At 56.9% G+C, this 19,537-nt stretch carries 17 protein-coding genes and 3 tRNA genes; 12 read left to right on the forward strand and 8 right to left on the reverse strand.

Annotation, left to right across the window (positions count from 1 at the left end; genetic code table 11):
* Positions 1–261 precede the first annotated feature (261 nt).
* The 4 genes from ACP15L_RS00090 to ACP15L_RS00105 all read left to right on the forward strand — a co-directional run bounded on the left by ACP15L_RS00090 (position 262) and on the right by ACP15L_RS00105 (position 3,898).
* Positions 262–1,263 carry a DctP family TRAP transporter solute-binding subunit gene (locus tag ACP15L_RS00090; protein WP_425082694.1) on the forward strand — a complete coding sequence of 334 codons (1,002 nt, stop codon included), beginning with the start codon at positions 262–264 and terminating at the stop codon, positions 1,261–1,263.
* Between the two features lie 114 nt (positions 1,264–1,377).
* Positions 1,378–2,055 carry a TRAP transporter small permease gene (locus ACP15L_RS00095; RefSeq protein ID WP_170373581.1) on the forward strand — a complete coding sequence of 226 codons (678 nt, stop codon included), beginning with the start codon at positions 1,378–1,380 and terminating at the stop codon, positions 2,053–2,055.
* Complete coding sequence (locus tag ACP15L_RS00100) at positions 2,055–3,431, forward strand: TRAP transporter large permease (protein WP_170549035.1); 1,377 nt, start codon at positions 2,055–2,057, stop codon at positions 3,429–3,431. The genes ACP15L_RS00095 and ACP15L_RS00100 overlap by 1 nt, the downstream gene beginning before the upstream one ends.
* 155 nt (positions 3,432–3,586) lie before the next feature.
* Entirely contained in the window at positions 3,587–3,898 is a 312-nt protein-coding gene (locus ACP15L_RS00105; RefSeq protein WP_425082695.1) for a DMT family transporter, read from the forward strand.
* Between the two features lie 6 nt (positions 3,899–3,904).
* On the opposite strand, the gene tpiA is transcribed toward ACP15L_RS00105, so the two are convergent.
* Positions 3,905–4,654 carry a triose-phosphate isomerase gene (gene tpiA / locus ACP15L_RS00110; protein WP_425083194.1) on the reverse strand — a complete coding sequence of 250 codons (750 nt, stop codon included), beginning with the start codon at positions 4,652–4,654 and terminating at the stop codon, positions 3,905–3,907.
* A 127-nt stretch (positions 4,655–4,781) separates the two neighbouring features.
* Between tpiA and ACP15L_RS00115 the strand changes: the two genes are divergently transcribed.
* Entirely contained in the window at positions 4,782–5,693 is a 912-nt protein-coding gene (locus ACP15L_RS00115) for an isopenicillin N synthase family dioxygenase (RefSeq protein ID WP_425082696.1), read from the forward strand.
* On the opposite strand, the gene ACP15L_RS00120 is transcribed toward ACP15L_RS00115, so the two are convergent.
* Entirely contained in the window at positions 5,690–6,055 is a 366-nt protein-coding gene (locus ACP15L_RS00120) for a HesB/IscA family protein (protein ID WP_170467154.1), read from the reverse strand. The two genes, ACP15L_RS00115 and ACP15L_RS00120, sit on opposite strands and share 4 nt — an antisense overlap.
* Before the next feature lie 207 nt (positions 6,056–6,262).
* On the opposite strand from ACP15L_RS00120, the gene ACP15L_RS00125 reads away from it, so the two are divergent.
* Complete coding sequence (locus tag ACP15L_RS00125) at positions 6,263–6,601, forward strand: hypothetical protein (RefSeq protein WP_425082697.1); 339 nt, start codon at positions 6,263–6,265, stop codon at positions 6,599–6,601.
* 212 nt (positions 6,602–6,813) lie between these two features.
* On the opposite strand, the gene ACP15L_RS00130 is transcribed toward ACP15L_RS00125, so the two are convergent.
* The 3 genes from ACP15L_RS00130 to ACP15L_RS00140 form a co-directional block, all read right to left on the reverse strand.
* Positions 6,814–7,176 carry an SUF system Fe-S cluster assembly protein gene (locus ACP15L_RS00130; RefSeq protein WP_170458085.1) on the reverse strand — a complete coding sequence of 121 codons (363 nt, stop codon included), beginning with the start codon at positions 7,174–7,176 and terminating at the stop codon, positions 6,814–6,816.
* Between the two features lie 90 nt (positions 7,177–7,266).
* Positions 7,267–7,545 (reverse strand): hypothetical protein, encoded by a 279-nt coding sequence (locus tag ACP15L_RS00135; protein ID WP_170458086.1) that lies wholly within the window; start codon positions 7,543–7,545, stop codon positions 7,267–7,269.
* The gene (locus ACP15L_RS00140; protein WP_170373587.1) at positions 7,545–8,435 is read right to left on the reverse strand and encodes an SPFH domain-containing protein; all 891 of its coding nucleotides are present in this window, start codon (positions 8,433–8,435) and stop codon (positions 7,545–7,547) included. Before ACP15L_RS00140 ends, ACP15L_RS00135 begins: the two co-directional genes overlap by 1 nt.
* Before the next feature lie 175 nt (positions 8,436–8,610).
* On the opposite strand from ACP15L_RS00140, the gene ACP15L_RS00145 reads away from it, so the two are divergent.
* From ACP15L_RS00145 to lon, 3 genes are all read left to right on the forward strand, one after another.
* Complete coding sequence (locus tag ACP15L_RS00145; RefSeq protein ID WP_425082698.1) at positions 8,611–9,522, forward strand: nucleoside hydrolase; 912 nt, start codon at positions 8,611–8,613, stop codon at positions 9,520–9,522.
* A gap of 63 nt (positions 9,523–9,585) precedes the next feature.
* Complete coding sequence (tgt, locus tag ACP15L_RS00150) at positions 9,586–10,716, forward strand: tRNA guanosine(34) transglycosylase Tgt (RefSeq protein ID WP_425082699.1); 1,131 nt, start codon at positions 9,586–9,588, stop codon at positions 10,714–10,716.
* Positions 10,717–10,919: 203 nt separating this feature from the next.
* Entirely contained in the window at positions 10,920–13,328 is a 2,409-nt protein-coding gene (lon, locus tag ACP15L_RS00155; protein WP_425082700.1) for an endopeptidase La, read from the forward strand.
* Between the two features lie 38 nt (positions 13,329–13,366).
* Here the strand turns inward: lon and ACP15L_RS00160 are convergent, their stop codons facing one another.
* From ACP15L_RS00160 to ACP15L_RS00170, 3 genes are all read right to left on the reverse strand, one after another.
* Complete coding sequence (locus ACP15L_RS00160) at positions 13,367–14,953, reverse strand: APC family permease (protein WP_425082701.1); 1,587 nt, start codon at positions 14,951–14,953, stop codon at positions 13,367–13,369.
* Positions 14,954–15,043: 90 nt separating this feature from the next.
* Positions 15,044–15,118, reverse strand: a tRNA-Val gene (locus tag ACP15L_RS00165).
* A 91-nt stretch (positions 15,119–15,209) separates the two neighbouring features.
* On the reverse strand, positions 15,210–15,929 hold the full coding sequence (locus ACP15L_RS00170; RefSeq protein ID WP_425082702.1) for a porin: 720 nt from the start codon (positions 15,927–15,929) through the stop codon (positions 15,210–15,212).
* A 289-nt stretch (positions 15,930–16,218) separates the two neighbouring features.
* On the opposite strand from ACP15L_RS00170, the gene ACP15L_RS00175 reads away from it, so the two are divergent.
* The 3 genes from ACP15L_RS00175 (at position 16,219) to uvrA (ending at position 19,451) form a co-directional block, all read left to right on the forward strand.
* Positions 16,219–16,295, forward strand: a tRNA-Asp gene (locus ACP15L_RS00175).
* A gap of 45 nt (positions 16,296–16,340) precedes the next feature.
* Positions 16,341–16,417, forward strand: a tRNA-Asp gene (locus tag ACP15L_RS00180).
* Between the two features lie 175 nt (positions 16,418–16,592).
* Positions 16,593–19,451, forward strand: a complete 2,859-nt coding sequence (gene uvrA, locus ACP15L_RS00185) for an excinuclease ABC subunit UvrA (RefSeq protein ID WP_425082703.1) — start codon at positions 16,593–16,595, stop codon at positions 19,449–19,451.
* Positions 19,452–19,537: the final 86 nt, after the last annotated feature.

Consider the following 19,537-nt stretch of genomic DNA (forward strand, 5'->3'; position numbering starts at 1 on the left):
ATTCGAGGGTGATTCGAAAAACTGTGCGGGATTCCGCACAGCACCGTCGAGAGATGTGCGGGATTTCGCACATGTGCGCTCGTGGCAGAATTTCGTGTTTTAAATGCAGGTTGTAATATGCTGTTTTAATGCGAAAAATCCTGACGTCGCAAAGCCTGTTACAAATTGTTGTTTCACCGTGAAGCAGTCGGTTCACTGCCGTCCATACGGTGCCGAAATGGGGCCGATGAGACATTTCGAGGAAGTCTGGGAGGAAAACAGATGAAATTCCTAACAACAGCAGCCACAGCGCTGGCTTTGACGGTAACGGCGACAGCGGGCATGGCTGCGTGTGACGACGGTGAGATCGTCGTAAAGTTCGCGCATGTGACGAACACCGACAAGCATCCCAAGGGCATCGCGGCCTCGCTGCTGGAGCAGCGCGTCAATGACGAGATGCAGGGCGTCATGTGCGTCGAAGTATATCCGAACTCGACGCTCTACAATGATGACAAGGTTCTTGAGGCGATGCTTCAGGGCGACGTTCAGTTGGCCGCGCCCTCGCTGTCCAAGTTCGAAAAGTTCACCAAGCAGTTCCGCCTGTTCGACCTGCCGTTCATGTTCAAGAACATTGACGCAGTGGATGCCTTCCAGGCCTCGGATGCCGGTCAGGCAATGAAGGACAGCATGCAACGCCGCGGTTTGCAGGGGCTGGGGTTCTGGCACAATGGCATGAAGCAGATGTCGGCGAACAAGCCGCTGGAAACACCGGCTGATGCAGATGGTCTGAAGTTCCGCGTACAGTCCTCGGACGTGCTGGTTGCGCAAATGGAAGCTATCGGTGGCAGCCCGCAGAAAATGGCGTTCTCTGAAGTCTATGGTGCGCTGCAACAGGGTGTTGTCGACGGGCAGGAGAACACCTGGTCCAACATCTACGGCAAGAAGTTCTTTGAGGTGCAGGACGGCATCACCGAGACCAACCATGGCATCATCGACTATCTGGTCGTGACCTCGGTGGACTGGCTGGACAGCCTCGACCCCGAAGTGCGTGACCAATTCCTGACCATTCTGGCTGAGGTCACCGAGACCCGTAACAAAGAAGCCTTTGCCGTGAACGAAGCCGCCAAGGCCTCGATCACCGAAGCGGGTGGCATCATTCGTCAGCTGACGCCCGAACAGCGTCAGGCCTGGGTCGACACAATGAAGCCGGTTTGGGACCAGTTCGCGGATGACGTAGGTCAGGACAAGATCGACGCCGCTCAGGCCATTAACGCTGGGTTCTGATCCCGGTTCAAGCCGCGCGCTGGGGACTGGGGAGTAATCTGCGCGCAGGCCGGGCGGGCCGGAATAGGCCCGCCCCAACACTCTCATCATCACAAAAAATGTGGGGACAGATAGATGTCTGGTGCGAAATCCGGCCCGGCTGGGCTGGTCGACCATATCGAAGAAACCCTGATCGCAGTGCTGCTTGGCCTGATGACGGCCGTGACCTTTGCCAACGTGATCGCGCGATTCTTCTTCAACTCGAATATCCTGTGGGCGCTTGAGCTGACGGTCTTCCTGTTTGGGTGGCTGGTGCTTTTGGGGGCGTCCTATGCCGTCAAGAAACACGCCCATCTGGGCGTTGATGCGATCCTGAACATGCTGGCCCCTGCGCCGCGTCGGATTCTGGCGCTGATCTCGGTGGCCTGTTGTCTCGCGTTTTCGCTGCTGCTGCTGAAGGGGTCATATGACTATTGGGCTGTCTTCGCGGATCTGCCGCCAACCTCGGGACGCTGGTTTCCCACGGGTCTGAACTTCGACGCGCGCAGTCAGAGCTTTTACGAAGTTGACGATATCCCAATGATCGCGCCGTTCCGCTTTCTCGAGGACTTGATCAACTACGGCGAATATTACGAGAAGCTGCCCAAGGTTGTTCCATATTTCATACTTCCGCTGTCGATGTTGCTGCTGGTGATCCGCTTTGCGCAGGTCGCGGTGCAGATATGGCGTGGTGAGGCGGACCGTCTGGTCGCGAGCCACGAGGTTGAAGATGAGATCGAAGAGGTTCGTGCGCAGCAAGGAGAGCATGACTAATGGACGTTGTACTTCTTTTTTCCATGGTCATCGGCCTGCTACTGATCGGGGTTCCGATTGCGGTGGCACTTGGCCTCAGCTCGACCCTGTTCCTGCTGATCTATTCCGACAGCTCACTAGCATCGGTTGCGGGCACATTGTTCGAGGCGTTCGAGGGGCACTTTACACTCCTGGCGATCCCGTTCTTCATCCTCGCGTCGTCCTTCATGACGACCGGAGGTGTCGCGCGGCGGATCATCCGTTTCTCGATTGCCTGTGTGGGACACCTTCCGGGTGGCCTGGCGATTGCGGGCGTGTTTGCTTGTATGTTGTTCGCAGCGCTTTCGGGGTCGTCCCCTGCGACTGTTGTGGCCATCGGCTCAATCGTCATCGCAGGGATGCGTCAGGTTGGCTATTCCAAGGAGTTCGCCGCTGGTGTGATCTGTAACGCCGGTACGCTGGGTATCCTGATCCCGCCGTCGATTGTGATGGTTGTCTACGCGGCCGCCGTTGAGGTCTCGGTCGGGCGAATGTTCCTCGCGGGGGTCATTCCTGGCCTGATGGCTGGTTTGATGCTGATGATCACCATTTACGTCATGGCGAAGGTCAAGAACCTGCCCAAGGGTGATTGGAAGGGTTGGGGTGAGATCTTTGTCTCCGCCCGTGAAGCCGGTTGGGGCCTGTTCCTGATCGTTATCATCCTCGGCGGTATTTATGGGGGCATCTTTACCCCGACTGAGGCTGCTGCGGTGGCTGCTGTTTATGCCTTCTTCATCGCCAGCTTTGTCTACAAGGATATGGGGCCGCTCAGCACCGAGGAAGGCACGCAGAACCTGTCGCTGCTGAAAAAGCCCTATGCGTTGCTCACGGCTTTTTTCCACCCCGATACCAAGCACACGCTGTTCGAGGCCGGCAAGCTGACCGTCACGCTGTTGTTCGTGATCGCCAATGCGCTGATCCTCAAGCACGTGCTGACGGATGAGCAAGTGCCGCAACATATCGCCAGCGCCATGCTGTCGGCTGGGCTGGGTCCGGTTACTTTCCTGATCGTGGTAAACGTGATCTTGCTGATTGGTGGTCAGTTCATGGAGCCTTCGGGCCTGCTGGTGATCGTGGCGCCTCTGGTGTTCCCAATTGCGATCGAACTGGGCATCGACCCGATCCATCTGGGTATCATCATGGTGGTCAATATGGAGATCGGAATGATCACACCTCCGGTCGGGCTGAACCTGTTCGTGACCTCTGGCGTTGCCGGGATGCCGATGATGGGCGTCGTGAAGGCTGCGCTGCCGTTCCTGGCTGTCCTGTTCGTTTTCCTGATAATGGTGACGTATATCCCGTGGATATCGACCTTCCTGCCCAACACCTTCATGGGGCCGGAAATCATAACCAACTAGGGGTGATAAACGAGTGTGAACCGGGCGAGTTTTCTCGCCCGGTTTTTTCGTGCCTTGAAGACGGGTGCGAAGTACCTAATTAGAGCGTCAGAGGACGACCTCCCCACCAAGGGTGATCATTCGGGACGACCCGAATATCAGAATAGGGGTCCTCGATGTCCTGGATTTTTCTTCTACTTGCCGGCCTGTTGGAAATTGTCTGGGCCGTTGCAATGAAGCAATCGGCCGGTTTCACGCGGCTGTGGCCCACGGCTGTGATGGGCGTGTCGATGATCGGGTCCTTCGCCTTGCTGGCGCTTGCGATGCGGACCCTTCCTCTGGGGACAGCCTATGTGATCTGGACGGGCATTGGCGCGGTTGGCGCGTTTCTTGTTGGCATCATGTTTCTGGGCGAGGCCGTCACCGCCACGCGTATCTTCGCAGCGGTTCTGATTGTTGCGGGCCTGATCACGATGAAACTGGCCTGAGGGTCCTTAGGCCGTTTCCAGTGCTTCGACGATGCCCGAGAAATCGGCTGCTTTCAGGCTGGCCCCACCGACCAACGCGCCATCCACATTGGACACGCCAAAAATCTCGGCTGCGTTGGACGGTTTGACTGAACCACCATAGAGCAGACGCACCGAGCGCCCGACGCCTTCGCCAAAACGGCGTTCCAGTCGGGCGCGGATGAAGTCATGGACCTCTCCGATCTCGTCCAATGTCGGAACTTTGCCGGTGCCGATGGCCCAGATCGGCTCATAGGCGACAATCAGGTTCTCACCGGTGGAGCGGTCCGGGATCGACCCCGACATCTGACCTCCGATGATGTCCAGCGTGTTTGCGGCCTCGCGCTGCTCAAGGCTTTCGCCGACGCAGATGATCGCCTGGAGGCCAGTCTCCATAACGGCGTTGGCCTTGGCGCGCACATCTTCGTTCTGTTCGCCATGGTCCTCGCGCCGTTCGGAATGCCCCAGAATCACGGCCGTTGCTCCGGCGTCTTTCAGCATCTCGGCGCTGGTATCGCCGGTATGCGCGCCCGAGGGTGCGGAGTGGCAATCTTGTCCACCGACGGCAACGCCCGTGCCTTGGGTGCGCTCAGCGGCCCGGTGCAACAGCGTGGCGGGGGGGCAGATCAGGACATCAACGCTAGGCGATGGGTGCTTAGCAGCAAGCGCGTCCAACTCGCTCAGCGCCGCGCTGGTTCCGTTCATTTTCCAGTTTCCAGCCGCCAGTTTGCGCCGCATCTCCGCGTCTCCCTTGTCGCTATTTTGAGGTTTTTCCATGCGATATCACCCTTGGTCCGGCCTTACAATTCCGGTTGCAGTTCTGGTACCGGAAAGGCAGGGTCCGCGCAGCGATTCCGAGGGTTCCATGATCGACAAACTCAACCTTGAAAAATTGGATAATCAGGACATTGATGAGCTTGCCAGATTGCTGCGGGCCGTCGGGCAGGTGGGGTTTCTGACCGTCGGCAACACTGGGCTTAGCGCTGAGCGGGTTAAGCACGTCATCGAGGCCTACCGCGCCTTTTTCCACTTGCCTGAGCAGGAGAAAAAATCGGTCGACATGGCGTCAACCGGATCGAACCGGGGTTGGGGCGCGCCGAGATCCGAACAGGTCGATCCAAACGCAAATCCCGATTTCAAGGAAGTGTTCGATTGCGGCTTTGAGCTGCCCCCGGAAAACCCATATCGCGTGGAAAAACTCAGCGTCTATGCGCCGAACCTTTGGCCTGCGAAGCCCGAGGGGTTCCGGGAATCTATTCAGTCCTACTACACCGACGCCTGCGATGTCGCGATGCGTGTTCTGCGGGCAATTGCGGTTGCTCTGGGGCGCGGCTCGGACAGTTTTGACGACGCTTTTGACACGCCCATGGCTTTGTTGCGTGGCAACTATTATCCGCAGCGCCCGGAGTGGGCTGGGGAGAAGGATTTCGGCATCGGCGCGCATACCGACTATGGCTGCGTGACCCTTCTGGCGACCGACGGCACTGCGGGGCTTGAGGTGCGGATGCCCGATGGTAGCTGGGAAAAGGTCGAAGCCGAGCCGGGCGTGTTCATCATCAACTTTGGTGAGATGTTGGAGTTCTGGACTGCCGGTCGCGCCAAGGCGACCGAGCATCGTGTGGTTGGCGGCACGAATGAGAGGATCTCGGTCCCGCTATTCTTCAACCCGTCCTACCACACGAATGTGGCCCCTCCGACGTCAGATAAAGTGATCACTGCCGGAGAGCACCTGACACGGCGTTACAACGAGACCTACATTCACTTGAACGCAAGTTAGGATTGCTGGGCGAGGGTTTCGTCGAACTTGATGGATTCGCCGCAACCGCAGGCGTCGACAACATTGGGGTTCTTGAACTTGAACCCGGATTCCAGAAGCGAGACCTCGTAGTCGATTTCGGTGCCGAACAGGAACATCTGGGCCATTGGGGCAATCATCACGCGCGCACCGTCTTGTTCCACGACCTCGTCATGGGGATCGGCCTCATCGACGTAGTCCATGGTATATTCCATACCAGCGCAGCCACCCTTTTTCACGCCAATGCGCAGACCGGCATGGCCGCCAGACTTCATCAGGCGGGTGATCTGCTCTGCCGCTTTGGGCGTCATGGTCACGGCTTGCTTGCCGGGGATGCCGAACATCTGAGTCTCCGTCGTCGCGCGATAGATGTAATTTAGGGTCGTCTTTCAGTAGGCTCAAGTCAGAGCGCCCCTAGAAATTGAAATTTGATACTGAAAGCACAGCCGAGTCAGTGTTGCTTTCGCATTGAGGATAGGCATAGCCTGTTTCTGGGTGATCGCAGCCACGCGCTTGAGGTCAGAGATCTTATTTGGGGAGAATATATTAAAATGAATAGGTTAGAAGGTAAAGTGAAGGTGTGTTTAAGGGCTTTTTTGGTTGGTGGGAGTCTTGTGGCCCTGTCGGTCCCAGCTACTGCCGATGAAACTCTGAAACGACATCCTATCAACTGCGCAACCGCCGAAGGCGATCTGCGTGCGATTGCAGCTGAGAAGAAACATGCTGAGGACAAGCAATTGGAAAGCGTTGCCGCTATCACTCCTGCAGGCGCTTTGCTGGGTTTGGTGACCGGGACCGAGGGCAAGCGGTTGCAGATGCTGTCCGGTGACTACATTAAGCAGCTTGACGCGCGATCGGATGAAATCAAAGCCAAGTGCGGGGTTAGCTAGGGTCAAAAAAATGACCGCCCTCGGGCAAGGGCGGTCCAATTTCGGGGCCGGTATCATGGGGGGCGGTGTCTTCCAGTCAGGCCCGTTTGCGAGAGCGTTTGGGAATACAAACACTTGCGCCGCATGTGTCCCGCAGTACTGTGACAGTAGCTCTACACTTTGGTAACAGAAGGGTTAACCTTTTGTGACAAAGGCTTAGCTAGGTGCTGATGCTACATAAAGCCTAGCTCAAGCCGCGCTTCGTCTGACATCATCTCCATTCCCCAAGGCGGTTCCCAGGTCAGTTCGACGTCAACTTCCTTCACGCCAGCGACGGGTTCGATGGCTTCCATGATCCAGCCCGGCATGTCTCCGGCGACGGGGCAGCCCGGCGCGGTCAGGGTCATGATCACCTTAACGGCGTTGTCGTCCTTGATGTCGATCGTGTAGATCAGGCCCAAGTCGTAGATATTGACCGGGATTTCCGGATCAAAGACCGTCCGGCATGCTTCGACCACCTGATCATACAGGGGGTGTTCAATGCTCGATGGCGCAATCAAGGGTGTGCCTTCTAACTGTTCACTCGGGTGAGTCATCTTTGCCTCGGGTCAGTTGCCTGAGTATTTATATAGGGAACAGGTTTGGCAGCGTCCAGTCGTGCAATGACTCTTGGGTGCCGCCTGTGCTTAGTCGTTGATATCATGTTCAAACGTTTTCACCTGCCCATGCGGGTGCGCGAAGGTCTTGCGCAAGGCCAGCCATGCAACCAGCGATAAAACTGCGAAGATCAGCATCAGAACCGGCAGAGAGGGCGCAAGACCCGGGATCAGAAGCAGCAAGCCGGTGCCCGCGGCCCCGATGGCGAATCCGAGAAAGATGAACCCGGGCAGGACGATCTCGAGAATGCCGAGCGCCAAAGCGCCCGCCATCCAGATCCACCACGTCATCCAAAACGGGTCAGCCATCATTTAACCCCTTTGAGCATCTTAAACGCATCGCCAAACGCCTCAAGCGCGTTGGCCGGCACAACAATCGTCTGCTTACCTGTACCATTACCCAGGGCGTTCAGCGATTCCACCTGTTTCAGAGCAACCTGGTACTGCGCGGCCTCGATGCCGTTGTCCTGAATGGCCTTTGCAACAACGCCGGTTGCGTAGGCTTCGGCTTCGGCCTCAATGCGGCGGGCCTTTGCGGTTTGCTCGGCCGCGTAGAGTTCGGCGTCCGCCTGCAGCTCGACCGCGCGTTTTTGACCTTCAGCCTCAGTGACTTGAGCGCGGCGCGCGCGTTCCGCGTTCAACTGCTGCAGCATCGCATCGCGAGTGGCCTGATCGAGGTTCACATCCAGAATCTCGGCCCGGGTCACTTCGATACCCCAGTCGTCGACAGCGGTTTCTACGCTGGCCTGAATTTGCGCAATCAACTGCGCGCGGTTCGATTGGACCTCATCCAGGTCCATCTTGCCGATTTCAGCCCGCACGATACCCGCGACCGTGGTCGCAATCGCGCCGTCCACATCACGGATACGGTAGACAGTCTTTTCCGGCTCGAGAATGCGATAGAAGACCGAGGTATCGATCTGTACCAGCACGTTATCCTTGGTAATCGCGTCCTGCGTTGCGTTGGGCAGCTGGCGCTCAAGAATGGATATCTTGTGACGTGCAACATCCAGAAACGGAACGATAAAGTTGATCCCCGGCCCAAGGACCGAGTGCAGGCGCCCGAACCGCTCCACCACATACTTCTCAGATTGGGGAACGATTTTGATACCTTTGAAAATGACGACCACCACCAGAATGGCGGCCAACAGGTAAATGATATTCGACGAAAGCAATCCGATGATCTGCTCTTCTGTCATAACTGTCCTCTTTTATTGTGTACTATAGTATACATTTGGGGATTGAGTCGCCCGATTTCAACTCTGGTATGGCGGGAACCGGGGTGGTTGCAAATCCAGAATACCCGAAATTTATGGCTGAACCTAAAGTCAGTGACCGCTTTGCATCTGTGAATGCTTGCGCTATCGGGTGAGGATGAAACTGATAATCGACACAGACCCCGGCATCGACGATGCAATGGCGATTGCCTACGCTGCGGCCGCACCCGAGATTGACCTGATCGGGCTAACCACCGTTTTCGGAAACACCCATGTCCATCAATCCAGCCGCAACGCGCGCTATCTGGTTGATAAGCTTGGACTAGCTGTCCCGGTGGCACAGGGCGCCCCCTTTGCTCAAGGCGAGGACGACCATCGCCCATCCGAGCATGTGCATGGGCCGGAAGGCTTTGGTGATCTGACCGAAATCCCAGAGATCGGGCAGAACCACGACCTGAGCGCGGCCGCGTTTCTGGTTGAAACGGCACGCCAACATCCGGGTGAGCTTGTCGTGTGCGCGGTCGGCCCCTTGACCAATATCGCGGATGCAATGGCTCTGGATCCAGAATTCGCCTCGAATCTTAAACGCCTGGTGATAATGGGCGGCGCAGTCTATTGCCCCGGCAACATCACGGAACATGCCGAAGCGAATATTTACCACGACGCCAAAGCCGCCGACGCGGTGTTTTCGGCACCGCCTGAGACTGTTCTGGTTGGTTTAGATGTGACGCTGAAAACGCTCTACAAGAGTGCTGATTTCGAGGATTTGGCCCTGAGATCGCCTGATATGGGGGCATTTCTGCGCGATATCTCTCGGTTCTATCTGAAGTTCTACAAAGAGATCGGAGGGTTGGAGGGCTGCGGCTTGCACGACTCGACCGCCGTCATCGCCTGCACGCATGATCATATGTTTGAGGTCGTTCAAACAGGATTGAAGGTGGCAACCGAAGGCGAGGCAATCGGAGCCACAATCCCGGATGAGGCGCGGCCCCCGGTTTGGGTCTGCCGGGACGTTGACGGGGCAGGGGTTGTTGATCTGTTTACGGCCCGCGTGGCCTCTCTGCCCTGACGGGTTGCAAAGACCCGGCGGATCGGGCAAATCCTGCCCGGTTCCGCGATCCGAGATGATGACATGACCCAGCAGTTTTCCTTTGACCTCAAAGCAACCGACGGCAAAGCCCGCACCGGCGTGATTAACACGCCACGCGGCGAGGTTCGCACACCTGCCTTCATGCCGGTTGGCACTGCAGCAACGGTCAAGGCGATGATGCCCGAAAGTGTGCGCGCCACCGGGGCCGATATCCTGCTGGGCAATACCTACCATTTGATGCTGCGCCCCACGGCCGAACGGATCGACCGTTTGGGAGGGCTGCACAAGTTCATGAATTGGGAACGTCCCATCCTGACCGACTCGGGCGGTTTTCAGGTCATGTCTCTGGCAGGGTTGCGCAAACTGACCGAAAAGGGCGTGACCTTCAAATCTCATATCGACGGCTCCAAGCATGAGCTGACACCGGAACGGTCAATGGAGATTCAACGCCTTCTGGGGTCGGACGTCGTGATGTGTTTCGATGAATGCCCTTCACTGCCTGCGGACCGCAAACGTATTGCCGAGTCGATGCAGCTGTCGATGCGATGGGCGAAGCGCTCGCGGGATGCGTTCGGGGATCGCCCGGGCCACGCGCTGTTCGGGATTATGCAAGGCGGGCTGGAACAAGACCTGCGTGAGGAAAGCGCCGAGGCGTTGAAAGCGATCGGGTTCGAAGGCTACGCCATCGGTGGTCTGGCCGTGGGTGAGGGGCAGGAGGCGATGTTTGACTGCCTCGATTTTGCCCCAGATTTCCTGCCCACTGACAAGCCGCGCTACCTGATGGGGGTGGGCAAACCGGATGATATCGTGGGAGCTGTGGCGCGGGGTGTGGACATGATGGATTGCGTTTTGCCGTCCCGGTCCGGACGCACCGGTCAAGTTTTTACACGGCACGGCGTGGTGAATATCAAGAACGCGCGCCATGCCGATGATCCACGTCCGTTGGATGAAGAGTGCACATGCCCTGCCTGTTCGAACTACTCGCGCGCCTACCTGCACCATGTCTTCCGTTCGAACGAGATGATCTCTGGCATGCTGTTGACCTGGCACAACCTACATTACTTCCAGGAAATCATGCAGGGCATGCGCGACGCGATTGCGGCAGGAACGTTTGAGGCCTGGCAGACCAATTTCCATGCGCAGCGTGCGCAGGGCGATATTGAGCCGATTTAGCAGGCACCGGCACAATTTCGGTGGATATCTTCTCGGCGTGCCTTGCGGTCCGCAGAACCTTTGGTCATGCTGCGAATTGAGACACGGTGGTGAGGTTGAAATAGGGCGGTAACAGCCCCACCTTAAACCATCCAAGACAGGAGACGGCCAGCGGTTGCCTCAAGCAGGGACCAGAGCCGTCTTGCCAATGATAAGGATAGAGCATGCAAGAGCCTCTGAATTCCTCATACCCCGTCCTGCCGCTGCGCGATATTGTGGTGTTCCCACATATGATCGTGCCGCTCTTCGTGGGCCGAGACAAATCGGTCCGCGCGCTGGAAGAGGTTATGCAGGATGATAAGCAAATTCTGTTGTCCAGCCAGATCGACCCCAGTGTCGATGATCCGGATGTGGATGGTATCTATCAGGCTGGCGTTCTGGCCAATGTTCTGCAGCTGCTGAAATTGCCCGATGGCACTGTCAAGGTGCTGGTCGAAGGGCAGGCGCGTGTGCAGATCACGGAATTCCTTGAAAACGATCAGTTTTTCGAGGCCCGTGCCGAGTATCTGACTGAAATTCCGGGCGATGTCACAACGACCGAAGCGCTGCTGCGCACCGTCGCGGATGAGTTTGAGCGCTACGCGAAAGTGCGCAAGAACATCCCCGAGGAAGCTTTGGCTGCCGTAGGTGAAACCACCGAGCCCGCCAAGCTGGCCGACCTCGTGTCGGGTCACTTGGGCATTGAGGTCGAGCAGAAGCAGGAACTGCTTGAAACGCTCTCGGTCAGCGAGCGGCTTGAGAAGGTCTATGGCCTGATGCAGGGCGAGATGTCGGTTCTGCAGGTCGAGAAAAAGATCAAGACTCGCGTCAAATCCCAGATGGAGAAGACTCAGCGCGAGTATTATCTGAATGAGCAGATGAAGGCCATTCAGAAGGAGCTTGGCGATGGCGAGGACGGCTCGAACGAAGTCGCCGAACTTGAAGAAAAGATCAACGAGACCAAGCTGTCGAAAGAGGCGCGTGAAAAGGCTGAAGGCGAGTTGAAGAAGCTGCGCAACATGAGCCCGATGTCGGCTGAAGCCACTGTCGTGCGTAACTATCTGGACTGGATCCTGTCACTGCCGTGGGGCACCAAATCCCGCGTTAAAAAGGATCTGGGTCGCGCGCAGGACATTCTGGATGCCGATCACTATGGACTTGAGAAGGTCAAAGAGCGGATCGTCGAATATCTGGCGGTTCAACAGCGCTCGAAAAAGCTGAAAGGCCCGATCCTGTGCCTTGTTGGCCCTCCGGGTGTGGGTAAAACCTCGCTGGGTAAATCGGTCGCAAAAGCCACGGGGCGCGAATTCATTCGCATCTCGCTGGGTGGTGTGCGCGACGAATCCGAAATTCGGGGTCACCGTCGGACTTATATCGGGTCGATGCCCGGCAAGATCATTCAGGCGCTGAAGAAGGCGAAAACCACAAACCCTCTCATCCTGCTCGATGAAATCGACAAGATGGGGCAGGACTTCCGTGGCGATCCAGCCTCGGCGATGCTGGAGGTGTTGGACCCGGAACAGAACAACACGTTCATGGATCATTATCTTGAGGTCGAATATGACCTGTCCAACGTGATGTTCCTGACCACGTCGAACAGCTACAACATGCCTGGGCCTCTGCTAGACCGGATGGAGATCATCCCGCTGGCCGGTTACACCGAAGAGGAAAAATCCGAGATCGCCAAACAGCACCTGATCAGCAAACAGGTCAAAAACCATGGTCTGAAAGCCAAGGAATTTGAACTGACCGATGAGGCGCTGCAGTCGATAATCCGCACTTATACTCGCGAGGCGGGCGTGCGGAACCTCGAACGTGAAATAGCCAAAGTGGCACGGAAGTCGCTGACCAAGATCATCAAGAAAGAGGCCGACTCGGTTACCGTGACGCCTGAAAATCTGGATGATTTCCTCGGCGTGCCCAAGTTCCGCTATGGTCTGGCGGAACAGGACGATCAGGTTGGTGTTGTCACCGGTTTGGCCTGGACCTCGGTCGGCGGGGACCTTCTGCATATCGAGGCGCTGAAGCTGCCCGGCAAGGGGCGGATGAAGACCACCGGTAAGCTGGGCGATGTGATGAAGGAATCCATCGACGCGGCCTCGTCCTATGTGCGGTCGATTTCGCCTCAGATCGGGGTGAAGCCGCCTCAGTTCGACAAGATCGACATCCACGTCCACGTGCCGGATGGCGCAACGCCTAAGGATGGCCCGTCGGCTGGTTTGGCGATGGTGACTTCGATTGTGTCCGTGCTGACCGGCATTCCGGTGCGGAAGGACATCGCTATGACCGGCGAAGTCTCGCTGCGCGGGAATGCGATGCCGATTGGTGGTTTGAAGGAAAAACTGCTGGCTGCTCTGCGCGGTGGCATCAAAACGGTTCTGATCCCGGAAGAAAACGAAAAGGACCTGGCCGACATTCCGGACAACGTGAAGGAAGGGTTGGAGATCATCCCGGTCAAACACGTCTCGGAAGTGCTGAAACAGGCACTGGTAGAAGAGCCTGAGCCCATCGAATGGGACGAAGCCGCAGAAGAGGCTGCGGCTGCGGCTGCGAAAGCGGCTGAAATCTCTGGGCCGTCTGCTACGGCACACTAAGACACACCGAAAAAGGCGGGGCTGGTCCCCGCCTTTTTCTATAGCCCGATAACGGGTTGTTTCGGGTCCAAAATTTCCTCTTCTTCGATGTATTTCTGAAACTTTTCGTCTGCTAAGGACGACCGGACAGCGATCATGAAGATTGCCGTCGAGAATAGAATGCAGACCAGAATATCCCAACCGAACGGGATGAGCTTCAGAGCACCTTCGCCGAACTGGCCGAATACTGAGATTACGCCGATGCCGGCGAAATAGGGCATCAGCCAACGCGCTTCGGCCACATCCATTTCATCCAGGCGATTGTGAAAGCGGATCAGCAACAAGATCATTCCGATGATCAACGCGACGCCCAAGCGCCATACAGTGTCCCATCCGCTCCAATAAACGATCAGTGTCGCGATGGCGAAGGCCAGAGCGCCTACGAAACGGACAGCGGGGATTCGGATCGAGCGTGGATGATCTGGCATCAGCTTTCTGAGGCATACGACAGCGATTGGTCCGACCGCGAAAGACAAAACGATGGCCGCCCCGTTCAATGCGATGACCGTGGTAAACGGGACTGTAAGCAGGAACAAAACTCCGATCCCGAAATTCAATGCAAGCGCCCAGAGGGGTACTCCGAACGAGGACAAGCGCATGATACGTTGAGGAAGAAATCCATTCTTCGACAGGGCCATAGCGATCCGAGCATTTGATCCTGTTGCAACAAGCCCGTTGCCGAATGGCCCGATGACCGAGCCGACATTCAATATGCTTAGGAACCAGACAATGCCGACGGACATTATCACGGCATCCAGCGGCCCTTCACCGCCGAAGTTGAGACTGGACCAGCCTTGAGCAAGCGAAGTTGGGTCAAGGGCGCCGATGAATGCGATCTGTAAGGCTAGATAGATGGCCGCACACATTACGATCGAGAGGATCAGTGCGGCTGGGATTGCGAATTTCGGGTTGCGGACCTCACCCGCCATATCGACGATGTGACGAAATCCGATGAAGGAAAAGATCACGCCCCCAGTCGACACCGCAGCCATGATGCCTTGCAGTCCGTATGGGGCGAACCCGTCGGGTCGGCTGAAGTTCTGAACCTCAAACCTGCTCACGATCAAGAGTACTGAGAGAATGACCGGAATCGCTATCTTCGCCCAAGTTAATGTGGCGTTGACACGTGTGAAGAATTTGACGCCCAAGGCGTTGACGGCAACGAACAGAAGCATGAAGGATAGAGCAATCAGCACACCTGCGCTCGTCAGATCTCCGCTCTCGGAAGTGTGCAGCCATGGCGCGTAGGGGGCTAAGTACTTCAACATAGCTTCAACCTCGATTGGCGCAGTGGTGTTGTAGCCGATCCAAGCCGTCCAACCCATCGCCATCGCGACGATGTTGCCATGAGAGAATTGAGGAACCCGGGCGATCCCACCTGGGATAGGCAGCATGGCTGAGATTTCGGCGAATGTGATGGCCAGAACAAACATGGCCACCGCGCCGATGATCCAGGACAGAACCGCAGCTGGTCCTGCATGTTGCACAGCCAAGAGCGGGCCGAACAGCCATCCAGAGCCTATAATGCCACCGACGGAAATGAAGGTCAGACCCAGTAGGCCAATGTCACGCTTCAATTTGGCCATCTGCGTCAACCCTTTACACTGCGTGCATCAAGGATACGCAGGCGGCTTTTGACCTGACAAGCGTTGTCTGCAGATGGGAAAAATTGGAGGTGGTGGGTGATAAGAGATTTGAACTCCTGACATCTTCGATGTGAACGAAGCGCTCTACCACTGAGCTAATCACCCATTGCCCGGCGTCTTATCGCAGCTTATCTGCGGCTGCAAGACTTATAGGGGCGGGACCCCGGCCAGTATGCAAGCCGGGGTCTGATCTTCTTTAGAGGCCGGGTAGTTTGTCCAGAACGCCACGGCGTCCGAAGGTTGTGCCGCGCTCGTTGCCCAGATTGATACGGACACCTGCGCCAAGGAAGGGTTCGGTGCTGCTGCCGCTGCCGATGGACAGGTGGGCTGCGCCGAATTCGCCGTAAACCTGTGCATTGGTGCCAACATTATAGGTCGCGCCAATCGAAAATGCGCTGACGTCCAAAGCGCCTTCAATGTCGTTCAGGTAGTCGTATTTGCCGATCACTGTCCATTTGTCATTGACGGCCCCTCCGGCCGAGAAGCCCAGAATTGCGCCATCCGCGCCCGAGGCTTCTTTCAGGTCTTGAAAGCCCAGGTACCCTTCGATCTGTGCAGGGCCTGCGCCGAAACCGGCCTCAACGCCGTAGAATTGGAACGTCTCGTCTTCGATATGGTCCTGCCCGTAGAAAGCTCCGAAAGAGGCGGTTTGCGTGTGCAGGTTGGCGTGCAGGGTGACGTTTGTGCCGTTATAGTCCTCGTCCTCGAACCGGTAGCCGCCCGCATCCAACTGCAGGCTGAACGCACGGGAAAACGCCAGCTCGCCCGCGCCGTTAAGGTTGTAGACGTCGCCAAGATCGCTGTCCGTGAAGGTGGAATAGCCCAGGTCCACATATCCGCCAGTCACCTCGACGGCATATGCTGCGCCGGTCAGTAGAAGGCTGGTCAATGCACTGGTAGCAATGATTTTTTTCATGTTGCTGCTCCGATTTGTGTTTTTGTTGGCGCGGGTTAAAATGAGACTACAGCGCATGAATGTCTGGTTAGTTTTTATCGTTAAGGAGGAGTAGGGGGTCGGCGCGATTTCAATATGCTGTTGCAGGTGGGGCACAAATGCTCGGTCACACGCGCCGCGCCTCGAAGGATGGCCGAGGAGCGGCTGCAAACAAAAATCAGGCTTCAGGCAAAAAACTTCAAAACGCCGCTTGACGATGCCCGAGCGTAGCCATAATACACCCCAACGTTCAGCAACGAACGGGCAGCGGGCGGTTGTAGCTCAGTTGGTTAGAGTACCGGCCTGTCACGCCGGGGGTCGCGGGTTCGAGCCCCGTCAACCGCGCCATCGCTGCCAGACTTGGTCCAGTTAAAAGGCCACGAAAATAGATGCGCGGTTGTAGCTCAGTTGGTTAGAGTACCGGCCTGTCACGCCGGGGGTCGCGGGTTCGAGCCCCGTCAACCGCGCCATTTTCCCTCGAAATTTCCGAAAATCACTGGTTCTTGGCGCGAGGCCGGCTTTGTTTTGGGCTGATGTCAGTATGTGTCGGCAATAATCGGTACGTTCACATTTTGTTCTAACTTTTCTGTTGGAGACTCAGCGCCGCTCGCCTATCTCTGAGGGACGTGTTTGTTGGGGGCCAGAATGGCTGAGCTGAAGAATATCGAGGTGCGCGGCGCGCGCGAGCATAACCTCAAGAGCATCGACGTGGATATCCCGCGCGACCAGCTGGTGGTGATCACCGGGCTGTCTGGCTCGGGTAAATCCTCGTTGGCCTTTGACACGATCTATGCCGAAGGTCAGCGCCGTTACGTCGAAAGCCTCTCGGCCTATGCGCGGCAGTTCTTGGATATGATGGAAAAGCCAGATGTGGACCATATCAGCGGTCTGTCTCCGGCGATTTCGATCGAACAGAAAACCACGTCCAAGAACCCTCGCTCGACCGTTGGAACGGTGACCGAGATTTATGACTACCTGCGACTGCTGTTTGCGCGTGCGGGGACACCTTACAGCCCTGCGACTGGTCTGCCCATTGAAGCGCAACAAGTGCAGGATATGGTCGACCGGATCATGACGATGGAGGAGGGGACGCGCGGTTACCTGCTGGCCCCCATCGTGCGCGACCGGAAGGGCGAATATAAGAAAGAGTTTCTTGAACTGCGCAAGCAGGGCTTCCAGCGCGTCAAGGTGGATGGTGAGTTCTACGAACTGGATGAACCGCCGACGCTGGACAAGAAATTCCGCCACGATATCGACGTGGTTGTGGATCGTCTCGTCGTGCGCGAAGGGATGGAGACGCGGCTGGCCGACAGTCTGCGTACCGCTCTGGATCTGGCTGATGGGATCGCGATTCTGGAAACCGTGCCGCGCGAAGGGGATCCTGAGCGGATTACTTTCAGTGAGAACTTTGCCTGCCCAGTCAGCGGGTTTACGATTCCCGAAATTGAACCGCGACTGTTTTCGTTCAACGCCCCGTTCGGGGCCTGCCCGGATTGCGACGGTCTGGGGGTTGAGCTGTTCTTTGACGAACGACTCGTGGTACCTGATCAGACGCTGAAGCTGTATGACGGGGCCCTGGCGCCGTGGCGAAAGGGGAAATCTCCGTATTTCCTGCAAACCATCGAAGCCATTGCGCGCCACTATGAGTTCGACAAGAACACGCTGTGGAAAGACCTGCCTAAGAAGGTGCAACAGGTGTTTCTGCGCGGCTCTGGGGATGAGGAAATCCAGTTCCGCTATGATGAAGGTGGGCGTGTTTATCAGGTGACGCGCAACTTCGAGGGCGTCATTCCGAATATGGAGCGTCGCTATCGCGAGACCGACAGCGCCTGGATTCGGGAAGAGTTTGAGCGCTACCAGAACAACCGTCCTTGCGGCACCTGCGAAGGCTACCGTCTGCGCGCGGAAGCCTTGGCCGTGAAGATCGCTGGCCTCCACGTTGGGCAGGTAGTCGAGATGTCGATCCGTGAGGCTCTGGCTTGGGTCGAGGACGCGCCGAACCATCTGAGCGTTCAGAAAAACGAGATCGCACGAGCGATTTTGAAGGAGATTCGCGAACGCCTCGGGTTCCTGAATAACGTGGGATTGGAATACCTTACGCTGTCGCGTTCAAGTGGAACTCTGTCCGGTGGTGAAAGCCAGCGTATCAGGCTTGCCAGCCAGATCGGATCGGGCCTGACAGGCGTTCTCTATGTTCTGGACGAGCCGTCAATCGGCTTGCACCAACGGGACAATGATCGCCTGCTAGGCACTCTGAAAAACCTGCGAGATCAGGGCAATACGGTGATCGTCGTTGAGCACGATGAGGAAGCGATCCGTGAGGCCGACTACGTGTTCGACATCGGCCCTGGAGCGGGTGTTCATGGCGGGCAGGTTGTAAGCAAGGGAACGCCAGCCGAGATCACGGCAGATGCGGCCTCCGTCACGGGGCAATACCTGGCTGGTACGCGAGAAATTGCGGTGCCTGCCGAACGGCGCAAGGGCAATAAGAAAAAGCTGACCGTAGTGAAAGCGACCGGTAACAATCTAAAGAACGTGACCGCCGAGTTCCCCCTGGGCAAATTCGTCTGCGTGACCGGCGTGTCGGGCGGGGGCAAGTCGACGTTGACGATTGAGACGCTGTTCAAAACGGCCTCGATGCGCTTGAACGGCGCGCGTCAAACGCCTGCGCCCTGTGAAACGATCAAAGGGTTGGAGCATCTGGACAAGGTTATCGACATCGATCAGCGTCCCATCGGGCGCACTCCGCGTTCAAATCCAGCGACTTATACCGGGGCATTCACGCCGATCCGCGACTGGTTCGCGGGGTTGCCCGAGGCCAAAGCGCGCGGCTACAAGCCCGGGCGTTTCAGTTTCAACGTCAAGGGCGGTCGATGTGAAGCGTGTCAGGGCGACGGTGTCATCAAGATTGAGATGCACTTTCTACCTGATGTCTACGTCACGTGCGAGACTTGCAAAGGTGCGCGGTACAATCGCGAAACGCTGGAGATCAAGTTCAAAGGCAAGTCCATCGCCGATGTGCTTGATATGACGGTCGAAGACGCGCAAGAGTTCTTTAAGGCCGTTCCGTCGATCCGCGACAAGATGGATGCTCTAGCGCGCGTTGGGCTGGGCTATATCAAGGTGGGCCAGCAGGCGACCACGCTGTCTGGAGGTGAGGCGCAGCGGGTCAAACTGTCAAAGGAGTTGTCGAAACGCTCAACCGGGCGGACGCTGTATATTCTGGACGAGCCGACCACGGGTCTGCATTTCGAAGATGTACGTAAGCTGTTGGAAGTTTTGCATGAATTAGTCGATCAGGGGAACACGGTTGTCGTGATCGAACACAATCTGGACGTTGTGAAAACCGCGGACCACATCATTGATATCGGCCCGGAAGGTGGCGATGGCGGTGGCGAGATCGTTGCCACCGGAACACCGGAAGAAGTGGCTGAAGTCGAGCGGAGCCACACGGGGCGTTACCTCAAACCGATGCTTTCAGGCACCCGTGTCGCGGCTGAATAGGCTGCGACACGATTTTTTGCGAGGCTCTGCCTCGCGCTCCGCGATATTTTTTAGCCAGATGAATGAAGGATCTTTGTTCTTTTTTC

The sequence above is a fragment of the Ruegeria profundi genome, from assembly GCF_049800715.1.
Lineage (GTDB): Bacteria > Pseudomonadota > Alphaproteobacteria > Rhodobacterales > Rhodobacteraceae > Ruegeria > Ruegeria profundi_A.

What these genes read in the sequence shown, in the direction of transcription:
- ACP15L_RS00090 (WP_425082694.1), top strand. Translation starts at nt 262, where the DNA reads ATGAAATTCCTAACAACAGCAGCCACAGCGCTGGCTTTGACGGTAACG.
- ACP15L_RS00095 (WP_170373581.1), top strand. Translation starts at nt 1,378, where the DNA reads ATGTCTGGTGCGAAATCCGGCCCGGCTGGGCTGGTCGACCATATCGAA.
- ACP15L_RS00100 (WP_170549035.1), top strand. Translation starts at nt 2,055, where the DNA reads ATGGACGTTGTACTTCTTTTTTCCATGGTCATCGGCCTGCTACTGATC.
- ACP15L_RS00105 (WP_425082695.1), top strand. Translation starts at nt 3,587, where the DNA reads ATGTCCTGGATTTTTCTTCTACTTGCCGGCCTGTTGGAAATTGTCTGG.
- tpiA (WP_425083194.1), bottom strand. Translation starts at nt 4,654, where the DNA reads ATGCGGCGCAAACTGGCGGCTGGAAACTGGAAAATGAACGGAACCAGC.
- ACP15L_RS00115 (WP_425082696.1), top strand. Translation starts at nt 4,782, where the DNA reads ATGATCGACAAACTCAACCTTGAAAAATTGGATAATCAGGACATTGAT.
- ACP15L_RS00120 (WP_170467154.1), bottom strand. Translation starts at nt 6,055, where the DNA reads ATGTTCGGCATCCCCGGCAAGCAAGCCGTGACCATGACGCCCAAAGCG.
- ACP15L_RS00125 (WP_425082697.1), top strand. Translation starts at nt 6,263, where the DNA reads ATGAATAGGTTAGAAGGTAAAGTGAAGGTGTGTTTAAGGGCTTTTTTG.
- ACP15L_RS00130 (WP_170458085.1), bottom strand. Translation starts at nt 7,176, where the DNA reads ATGACTCACCCGAGTGAACAGTTAGAAGGCACACCCTTGATTGCGCCA.
- ACP15L_RS00135 (WP_170458086.1), bottom strand. Translation starts at nt 7,545, where the DNA reads ATGGCTGACCCGTTTTGGATGACGTGGTGGATCTGGATGGCGGGCGCT.
- ACP15L_RS00140 (WP_170373587.1), bottom strand. Translation starts at nt 8,435, where the DNA reads ATGACAGAAGAGCAGATCATCGGATTGCTTTCGTCGAATATCATTTAC.
- ACP15L_RS00145 (WP_425082698.1), top strand. Translation starts at nt 8,611, where the DNA reads ATGAAACTGATAATCGACACAGACCCCGGCATCGACGATGCAATGGCG.
- tgt (WP_425082699.1), top strand. Translation starts at nt 9,586, where the DNA reads ATGACCCAGCAGTTTTCCTTTGACCTCAAAGCAACCGACGGCAAAGCC.
- lon (WP_425082700.1), top strand. Translation starts at nt 10,920, where the DNA reads ATGCAAGAGCCTCTGAATTCCTCATACCCCGTCCTGCCGCTGCGCGAT.
- ACP15L_RS00160 (WP_425082701.1), bottom strand. Translation starts at nt 14,953, where the DNA reads ATGGCCAAATTGAAGCGTGACATTGGCCTACTGGGTCTGACCTTCATT.
- ACP15L_RS00170 (WP_425082702.1), bottom strand. Translation starts at nt 15,929, where the DNA reads ATGAAAAAAATCATTGCTACCAGTGCATTGACCAGCCTTCTACTGACC.
- uvrA (WP_425082703.1), top strand. Translation starts at nt 16,593, where the DNA reads ATGGCTGAGCTGAAGAATATCGAGGTGCGCGGCGCGCGCGAGCATAAC.